The organism is Bacteroidota bacterium (genome assembly GCA_039821555.1).
Lineage (GTDB): Bacteria > Bacteroidota > Rhodothermia > Rhodothermales > Rubricoccaceae > JBCBEX01.
The window spans coordinates 1-9608 of the sequence record JBCBNX010000036.1; the positions used below are offsets into that span (position 1 = coordinate 1).

Annotated in this window: 5 protein-coding genes; 4 read left to right on the forward strand and 1 reads right to left on the reverse strand. The window is 67.4% G+C overall.

Going from position 1 to position 9608, the window contains the following annotated elements:
• The 4 genes from AAFU51_18570 to AAFU51_18585 all read left to right on the forward strand — a co-directional run.
• Positions 1-2778 (forward strand): LAGLIDADG family homing endonuclease (locus tag AAFU51_18570; protein ID MEO1573257.1); only part of this gene is annotated, 2778 nt, incomplete at its 5' end.
• Positions 2779-2835: 57 nt separating this feature from the next.
• On the forward strand, positions 2836-5400 hold the full coding sequence (locus AAFU51_18575; GenBank protein ID MEO1573258.1) for a histidine kinase: 2565 nt from the start codon (positions 2836-2838) through the stop codon (positions 5398-5400).
• A complete protein-coding gene (locus AAFU51_18580) occupies positions 5393-6259 on the forward strand; it encodes a LytTR family DNA-binding domain-containing protein (GenBank protein MEO1573259.1) in 867 nt (288 codons plus the stop codon). The genes AAFU51_18575 and AAFU51_18580 overlap by 8 nt, the downstream gene beginning before the upstream one ends.
• Before the next feature lie 102 nt (positions 6260-6361).
• Positions 6362-7780, forward strand: coding sequence for a SpoIID/LytB domain-containing protein (locus AAFU51_18585; GenBank protein ID MEO1573260.1), 1419 nt, complete (start codon positions 6362-6364; stop codon positions 7778-7780).
• Positions 7781-7817: 37 nt separating this feature from the next.
• Here the strand turns inward: AAFU51_18585 and AAFU51_18590 are convergent.
• Positions 7818-9608 (reverse strand): M14 family zinc carboxypeptidase (locus AAFU51_18590; GenBank protein ID MEO1573261.1); only part of this gene is annotated, 1791 nt, incomplete at its 5' end.

Below are 9608 nucleotides of genomic sequence, written 5' to 3' on the forward strand. Positions count from 1 at the left end.
CAGGAGCAGGTGATGCAGATGGCGCAGGTGATGGGCGGCTACACGCTCGGCGGGGCCGACCTGCTGCGCCGCGCGATGGGCAAGAAGAAGCAGTCCGAGATGGACAAGCAGCGCGTCATCTTCGTCGATGGTGCCGCCGAGAAGGGTGTGCCCGCAGAGAAGGCCAACGAGGTCTTCGACATGATGGCGAAGTTCGCGGGCTATGGGTTCAACAAGTGCGTTGTGGCCGAGACGGAGGTCCACGATGCTGCCACGGGGGCGCGCACAACGGTCGGCGACCTCTTTGACCAGCGCGACGCACTGATCGTCGCGCCATTCACGATCCACGCGCTCGACGACACGGGCCGGCTCGTGCCACGCCGTGTGGAGAACGTGGTGTGGAACGGCGTGAAGCCGGTCTACGAACTCACTACATCCCTCGGCAAGCGCATTGTGGCGACGGGCAACCACCCGTTCCGCACGCTCGGCGGCTGGACGAACCTGCAGAACCTCGCGCCGGGCGACCGCATCGCCGCGCCGCGTGTGCTCTCGGTCGAGACGGATGCCTCGTGGCCCGAACACGAACTCATCGCGCTCGCCGGGCTGATCGCGATAGGCAACACCTGCCACCCGTCCACGCTCTACTTCTACGGCAACGACCGCACGCTCGTTGAGGACTATGCCAGCGCCATCGGCCAGTTTCCGAACACGGTCGCACGCATTGACGAACGGAAGAACGGTCGCCTCGAAGTCGCCGCGAACACAGGGCGTGACGCGCGGTTCGGCAGCACGCCACCGTGGAATAAGCGCGGCGTCAAGGTCCAGGCTCCAACGCGCTCGGGCGCATTCCGCTGGACCGAACGGCTCGGCCTCCTCGGCAAGAGAGCCGATGCGAAGTATGTCCCTGCCGAGGTTTTCTCGTTGTGCGACGCCGACCTCGCGCTCTTCCTCGGGCGGCTCTGGGCGGGAGACGGCTTCATCGCCAACCGGACGAACCACACGCCGTACTACGCCACGTCGTCGGAGCAATTGGCGCGCGACGTGCAGACGCTGCTGCTGCGCCTCGGGCTGGTGAGCCGCGTCAAAGCGAAGGTGTTCAAGTACCGGGGCACGGAGCGGCCGGGCTACACGGTCCACCTCCTCGGCGAGGGCACACTGCCCCGCTTTCTGGACGTAATCGCGCCGCACATCGTCGGGCGCGATGCACACGTTGACGAACTCCGACGCTATGCTGCCTCCACCACACGTGGGCTGACGAGCAAGGACACCATCCCTGCCGACGTGCGCGCGTGGGTCAACGAAGAGCGGCAGGAACTCGGGCTGACGTGGACTGCGCTCGAAACGCAGGCGGGCGTCTCGGTCAAAGAGTTTTACGGATCCGGCTCGAAGGGCAAGCGGGGCTTCCGACGGGCCACCATTGCCAAGCTCGCTCGCTTCTTTGCTTCGGAGCGCCTCGCCGCTGTCGCCGAGAGCGATGTGTACTGGGACGAGGTCGTCGCGATCACGCCGATGGGCGAGCGCGACACCTACGATCTCACCGTTGAGCACGACCACAACTTTGTCGCCGACGGGCTGATCGTCCACAACTCGCACTCGGCCGCCTATTCCGTCGTCGCCTACCACACGGCGTACCTCAAGGCGCACTACCCCGCCGAGTTCATGGCGGCCGTGCTGACCACGGAAATGGCCGACTCGAAGAAGCTCGCCATCGCGCTCGACGCGACGCGCTCGGCGGGCATCGAGTTGTTGCCGCCGGACGTGAACACCTCGCGCGACCACTTCACCGTGGAAACCGTCAACGGGAAACACTGCATCCGCTTCGGACTCGGCGCAATCAAGGGCGTAGGGCACGGCGCCGTCGAAGCCATCGAGAACGGGCGCACGAAGGAAGACGGGCGCTTCACGTCGATCTTCACGATGTGCAAGGCGCTCGACCTCCGGACCGTCGGCAAACGCACCGTGGAAGCCCTCGCAGCAGCCGGGGCGCTCGACAGCCTCGAAGGCCACCGCGCGCAACTCGTGCAGGCCGTCGACCTCGCCTGGCAGTACGCGCAGAAGGCGCAGGCCGACGAGGCTGCCGGGCAGTCGTCGCTCTTCGGCGAGCAAGGCGTTGGCGGGTCCGACTTTGAGCCGGCGCTGCCGATGGTGGAGCCATGGGGGCGCGGCCAGAAGCTCCGCGAGGAACGCGACCTGATCGGGTTCTACGTCTCCGGCCACCCGCTCGACGACTACGCCGCGGAGGCGCGCACCTTCTCGTCGGTCAACCTCAGCGACACCGAGCACGTGCAGGAGGGCAGCGACGCCTCCGTCTGCGGGATCGTCACCGAGGTCACGCGGCGCACGACCAAATCAGGCCGCCCGATGGCGTTCCTCTCCGTCGAGGACACCGAGGGCGCGTGCGAGGTGGTCCTTTTCTCCAACACATTCGAGAAGCACCAGCACCTCCTGAAGGTAGACGAGGTGCTGCTCATCCGCGGCAAGGCCGAGAACCGCGGCGGGCTGAAGCTCATCGCGCGTGACCTGCTCCCGATGTGGCGCGTCCGGGATGAACTCGTCAAAGCCATCACAATCCGTCTCGACGCCGAGGCGACAGACGCCGAAGAGTTGGAGGCGTTCGCGCACCTGTGCGAGCAGAACCGCGGCGAGAAGAAGCTCTACTTCGAGGTAGCGCACCCGGCCGTCCCCCGCCCCGTCCGCCTGCGCAGCCGCACCGCCGTGGTCGACCCCACCCCGGAGGTCATGCGCGGCATGCAGCGCCTCGCCGGGCGCGACGGGGTCGTGCTGGAGACTTCCGCGTAGCTCAGGAGCAGACGCAGGCAAGCGTACCTTCTGGGCGTACTGCCTCCTTGCCTGCTCATGCCCTCGTCCACCAACGTGCCGTCTCGCTGGCTGCTGCGCCTCGCCGTGGTCGTGCTGCCGCTGGCGACGCTGCTGCCGGTCGGCACGCTCGTGATGGACTGGCTAGAGGTGTCGCGGCTCGTCGGAGCGCCGATGGAGGCCGCCCCGCCGCGCGGCTTCGACTGGGCGCGCTGGTCGGACCGCGACGGCGAGATTGTGGCGGCCTACGTGGACCCGCGTGGGACCGCCTACGCGTCAGGGCTACGCGTGGGCGATGTGCTCTTCACGCTTGATGGGATGCAGTTTTTCAGCGCCGACGATGTGGAGGGGGCCGTCGCGGGACTCCCCCCTGGTGCCGTCGTGCCCGTCAGTGTCAGCCGTGGCGGCGTCCCGATTCGCCTCGACATCCCGCTCACCCGCTACCCGACGTTCGTCTACCCGCTCTCAGGCGCGCTGTGGCAGGTATCGCTCTGGGGCTTCGCCATCGCCGCATTCTTGACGGTGCTGGCGCTGGGGATCGTGGCCCCGCTGACGGTACGGTCACGGCGCACATGGGGCGCCGTCGCGCTGCTGATCGCGGCGACGGTGTGGGCTGTGGGGCACGGGCTCCGCCTCGGCTTGCTCACCGTCGTCGGCCCGCCGCTGAACCCAGGCTACACCCTGACGTTTCGCGTCATCACGGTCGTATCACTAGCGGGCTGGATCGCGTTTCCTGCGGTCTTGCTCTTCGTTGTGCTCGGTGCGGTGCGCGACCGCGTGATTCGTCGCCTCCGCTGGCTCGTTTTTCTGCCGGGCGGGGTGCTCATGGTCGGCGTGCTCCTCGACGCGCTCGTGGGCGTGGTGGGGCCGGTGACGATGGAGGCGCTCGTCGCCCCGACGCTGTTCTACGTGTGCTGCTACGTAGCGGTGGCCACGGGGCTGTCGTTCCTGCGAGCGCGCTCCGGCGATGACGATGTGCTGCCAGCTGTTTCGCTGGGTTGGAGCCGGGCGGGCAGCCTGGTCGTGTTCATCGTGGCCGCAGCGGGCGCGTTCTTTGCGCTGCGCGGGCTACCAGACGCCGACGCGGTGACTGATCTGCGCGCGGGCTGGCTCGTCGTGGCGGTGCAGGTCCTCTCATTGATGCCGGTCGGCCTCGTTACCGCCGCGACGCTGCGGTATGGCAAGACGGATGTGCTGCCCCGTGGCCTGACCGTGGCTGCGGGGCTTGGCCTGCTGTTTTTCGCGTTCGTGGGCGGCCTGGAAGGGTTACGCCGCCTCTATGACGTGGCGCCTGTCCCCTCGCTGGTGGTGGGCCTGTGGCTCCTGGTCCTGCTGCTCGGCGTGGGTCTGGTAGGCCGATTGCTGCGCGACAAGCTGGGCACGCTGTTGCTCACCGAACGCCAGCGTGCCCGGCGGCGACTCGACCGTTTCAGCGAACGTGTGCGCCACCTCTTGCAGGCTCAACGCCTCGCTGACGAAACGGCCAAGGAGGTGGGCGAAGCGCTCGGTGTCTCGTCCCTGGCCGTGTTTCTCCGCAATCTTGAGGGCGAGGAAGAAGCGCCCGACACGGACTGGCTCGAAGGTTCGTTCCAGCGCCGCCCGCCGTTTTTCGACCGGAGCCACCTCGAAGATCTGCTGCGTAGTCCGGGCGACCCGTCTCTCGTGTGGACCCGCAACCCTGAGCTGAACGAGCGGGACTTACCTCCGGACGACGATGCACGGCTGCGGTCGCTTGGGCTCTCGCTCGCGGTGCCGGTCGTGGCCGACGCGCGCAATACTGAACCACTTGGCATGCTCGTGCTCGGACGGAAGCGCGCCCGCCGCACCGTCTACAGCCTCGACGATGTGGAGCAGCTGAAGGCTCTCGCCGCCCAGCTCGCGCTCGCGCTCGAACGCCTGCGGCTCGTGGCCCGGGAGAACGCGCTCGTCCGCCAGCACGCTGAGGCGCAGCTTACTGCTCTGCGCGCGCAGATCAACCCGCACTTCCTCTTCAACGCGCTCAACACCATTGCGGCACTTATCGCCGAGCGGCCTAAAGAGGCGGAAGCCAACGTTGAGCGCCTAGCCCGCATCTTCCGCTACGTGCTGACGACAAGCGGCCAACCGTTCGTCCCCCTGCGCGACGAACTCCGACTGGTGGGTGAGTACTTCACCTTGGAGCAAGCACGCTTTGGCGACCGCCTCACCGTGGACGTCGCCATCCCGGACGCGCTGCTGGACCATGCCGTCCCGGCCTTTGCCGTGCAAACGCTCGCCGAGAACGCGGTCAAGCATGGCATCGAGAAGCAGCGCGGCGGCGGAAGCGTGACCGTGCACGCCCGCCTGGAGCCTTCCGAGGCGGCGGCCCTTAGGGGAGACGGTCACGTCCGAGAACACCTCGTCGTGTCAGTCTCGGACACAGGTGTTGGCCTCGCGCCTCCGCTCGGATCCGACGACCCGACATCGTTCTACGGGGTTGGCCTGAGCAACGTGCACGACCGTCTCCGGCAGCTCTATGACCGCGACGACCTGCTCCGGGTAGACGGCGCTCCGGGTATCGGGACGACGGCCACCCTTCGCCTTCCACTTCCATCGACGCCCGCCCCGACTCCCACCCATGGCTGACGCCCCCACCCCGCTTCGCACCCTCCTCGTTGACGACGAGCCGCTCGCCCGGCAACGCTTGACCCGCCAACTCACGCCCTTCGTTGAGGCTGGGCGCCTAGCGCTCGTGGGCGAGGCCGCCGACGGCGTGGATGCCCTTGACTTGGTCACCCGTGCACAACAGTCGAGCGCGCCCATCGACGTGCTCTTCCTCGACATCCAGATGCCCGGCCTGGACGGGTTTGCTGTGGTGGAGCGGCTCGCCCCGCCACGCCCCCAGGTCGTGTTCGTGACGGCGCACGACGACCGCGCCGTTGAGGCGTTTCGAGCAAGCGCGGTGGACTACCTCCTCAAGCCCGTCGAGGCGGAGCGGCTGGCAGAAACCATCGCCCGCGTGGAGAGCCGTGCCACCGACCGCGCCTCTGTGGATGCCCGGGCCGCCTACGTGGACCGCGTTGCGGACCTCCTCGAAACGCTGGAGGAGCGAGCGCAACCCGACCCTGCCCAGACTGCGACTGACGAGGCGGACTACCTACGCCAGCTATCGCTCCCGGGGCGCGACCGCTTCACGATCGTGCCGGTGCACCGCCTCGTCGCGGCTGAGGTGCAAGACGGGCTTACGAGCCTCTACATCCTCGACGAGGGCGAGGCACCTTCGGTGTCACGGCACGTCGTCACGCACCCACTCGACGCCCTCGAAGCGCGCCTCGACCCAGCGCGGTTCATGCGCGTGCACCGCTCGGCGCTCGTCAACCTGGATCACATCCGGGAGATGGTGTCGTGGTTCAGCGGGCGTTACAAGCTGCTGCTCTCGGGCGGCCACGAAGTGCTGGCCAGCCGCAGCCGGTCACGCACCCTCCGCGACCGCCTCAGTCTGTGACCCAGCCAAGGCGTGTCGGCACCGCACCCTGGCATGATTTCCGCCTACACCCCTCTTCATTCCACACCGCTCCCTTCGATCTTCCTTGCTGGCTTGAGACCGATGCTTCGTGCCCGCCGTTTCGGTTCGATTCTACGCTTGCTCGTGGGCGCGCTTGCCTTTGTGGTGAGCGCGCCCACGAGCGCAGCCAGTCCCTACGGCGCGAGCGACGCCAGGATCGACGATGATCTCGTCATCGGCGAGAGCGTTCGAGTCCGGGTGCTCGAACGCGAACGTGCGAGCGAAGTCATGCTGACGGGCGACGCCGGACTGACCCTGATCGATCGCGACGGGGGGACGCCCGTGGCGACGCTCCAACCCGGGACGCGCGTCACCCTGAAGTCGGAGTACGGCCGCATCTACGTTTATCTGCCGCGCCGCGTGGTGTCCGTGCTTGGTCTGCGTGCCGAACCAGGACTAGGCGGCACGGTCGCGATCTCGGCTGGACGGACCACGCGCCGCTACGAGGGCTCGCTGGCCATCGACGATGACCGCGGGCGTCTCCGGCTTGTGAACACGGTCCCGCTGGAGGCCTACGTGGCCAGCGTCACGGCAGGCGAGTACCCGTTTCAGGAGATCGAGGGTGTGAAAGCGCAGGCCGTACTGGCGCGCACGTATGCGCTACGGTCGCGCGGCAAGCGCGGGGCGTACGACCTCGTAGACCACACGGCCGATCAGGTGTACCATGGTGCCGACCGTACCACGGAGATCACGCGCGCTGCAGCGGTCGCCACCGCGGGCCAGGTACTCGTCTACAATGGCCGCTTCGCTGAAACGGTCTACTCTTCGTCCAACGGTGGTTACATCTCGGCCAACGAGACGGCGTGGCGCGGCGCGCCGGTTCCCTACCTCCGCGCCCGCCCTGATCCCTACGACCGCAACACGCCCCACGAGCGCTGGCAGACCACCAAGCCTGCGGGCGAGGTCCACCGGGCTCTCGGCCGTGCCGCTGGGTTTACGGTGCGTAGCTTCGAAATCACGCGGCGGAGCGCTGAAGGTCGGGTGACCGAGGTACGCCTTTCAGGCAGCAGAAACGCCCCGATGTCCGGCTCCGCCTTCCGGGCAGCGATGTCGCGAGCGTTTGGCATCATGGCCGTGCGCAGCACGTACTTTGAGGTTGAGCGTCGAGGCGGGTCGTACGTGTTCTCGGGCCAGGGCTTCGGGCACGGCGTCGGGATGAGCCAGTATGGCGCGCGCGGTCAGGCGCAGGCAGGGCGGCACTACGAGGACATCCTGGCGTTCTACTTCGAGGGCACACGGCTCACCGAGACCCGTCCCAGCTTCGGCCCAGAGCGCCCCCTCCTGACCGGCGTCGATGCGGACGCGGATGCCCTGCGTGCTGCCGTTGAGAGCGCGGAGGCTCCTGCTGTTGATACCGAAGCGCATGCCAACGAGGGGCCGCGCGGTTGGGCCGACGGCTTCGACGAACCAACAGCGTCGCTCCCGTTCGAGGGCCGTCCCGACCGACGGATTGCGTGGTAGACTCCAACCGAGGCAGAACGTAGCGCCCACAGGGTGGTTACCGCCCCACGTGGACGAATCGTTGTGTGCGCACGGCGTCATCGGTCAAGAGCCGTACGATGTAGGTGCCAGCAACGGGCATCGTCCCAGCCGTCGAGCGCCCATCCCAGGTGAGGACGTGCGTCCCTGCAGTGCGCGCCTCGTCGGCCAGCACGGCCACACGACGGCCGAGCACGTCGAAGACCTCGACACGCACGTCGGTGGCTTCGGGCACGGCAAACGGCACCGTCAGCCCACCGACGGTCGGGTTCGGATAGGGCGGGCCGAGTTCTAGCGCGGCCACCTCAGGCGTTCCCTCGGCGTCCACCTGCGTCCCGTCAACCAGCTCGACCACGGTGACATCGTCGATGAGCCAGCCGTCACCCGTCACTCCCCCGTCGGACGTGAGGGAGAAGAGGAGGGTAACCTCCGGCTCTCCGACGTACGCGCTCAGGTCAATGGTTTCTTCCACCCACGCTGCCTGTACGCCGTCATAAATCGGAAGCCCTGCGACGGCTGGCTGGGTAAACTCGCTGCCGGGTTTGGTGAAGCGACCTGCGAGGGGCTCGAACGCGCCACCGCCCGTGGAGACGAGCACCTGTCCATAGTCATAGCCCGCCTCGATGTCCCACTGCGTGCGGAAGGTCAGTAGCGCGGCCTCTACGTCCGACAGGTCGAGCGGCTCAACGAGTCGGAGCGAAACACTGGCGTTGTTGCTGTAATCCCGGTTCGGCGAGTCGGAAAAGGCCGGGTCGCCAGCGACAAGCTCGCGCCCCCACCCGCCTCTCGGGATCCAGGCGGCGACCGTCTCCGCTGGGTCCTCGAAGCGCACGGTGGGCGTGCCGACGGTGAGCGCGTTCATGGGCACGGTCCGGATGACACCGTTCAGGTCGAGTTCGATGGCGAGCCCTTCGGCCACGCCGAGGGGCGCGTCCGGGCTCACTTCCAGTTGCAGCACGATCTCAACGCTGCCGTCGCTTGGCATCGACCCAACAGTCCCGATTCCGACGGGCACGAAGTCGTCCGTGGCGCTCGTCAGGCGGAGCGCCACCTCATCGAGGTCGTCCAGGCCGATGTTGGTGACGCGCACCGACACGTCGGCAAAGTCGCCTGGGTCTACGAACCCGTCGCCGCAGGGCGGGCAGGCACGGTCCGTTTCCTTGACTCCCACGACACGCACGTCGGGGTAGCCGCCGGCCACCCAGGCAAGCAGCAGGTTCGCGTCGAGGTTCTCCTGCGCGAGCGGCTCGATGCGATCGGGCAACGGCCAGAAGAAGTCCTCGAAGGTGCCAACCTCCGGCGTGAAGGCGTAGATCTTGTCCTTCGTCGCCTGCTCGCCGTAGAACCAGTCGTCGGAAGAGCCATTGACCACGTAGCCGACGGTCTGGTTGCCCGTGCCGCCACGGTAGTTGTTGGCCTCGGTCATCAGTGCCGCGAAGTCCACGAAGCGCGCAGAGTCCGCAGTGTAGAGGTCGCGCTCATAGCCCCATGGGTAGATGAGCAGGTTCGAGAACGAGTGATAGTTGTGGGTGGTCCTGAACCGCCGCGACTCCACGAAGTCGCGCAGCGATGCCGTCTCCGGCTCCGAGAATGGCCCCGCCCCTCGGTAGGTGTCACTGAAGCCGTTTGGGCTCGACCCCTCGTTGTCGTAGCCCCATTCGAAGCCGTAGTTGCGGTTCGGGTCCACCCCGAAGCTGCCGTCCCCGTTGTCCCGCCGGTTCTTGCGCCACAAGCCCCCGCCGTTCGGGTCCTCCTCCTCGTTGTAGACATACCCGTCCGGGTTCAGCACCGGCACGAACGTCAACCGACG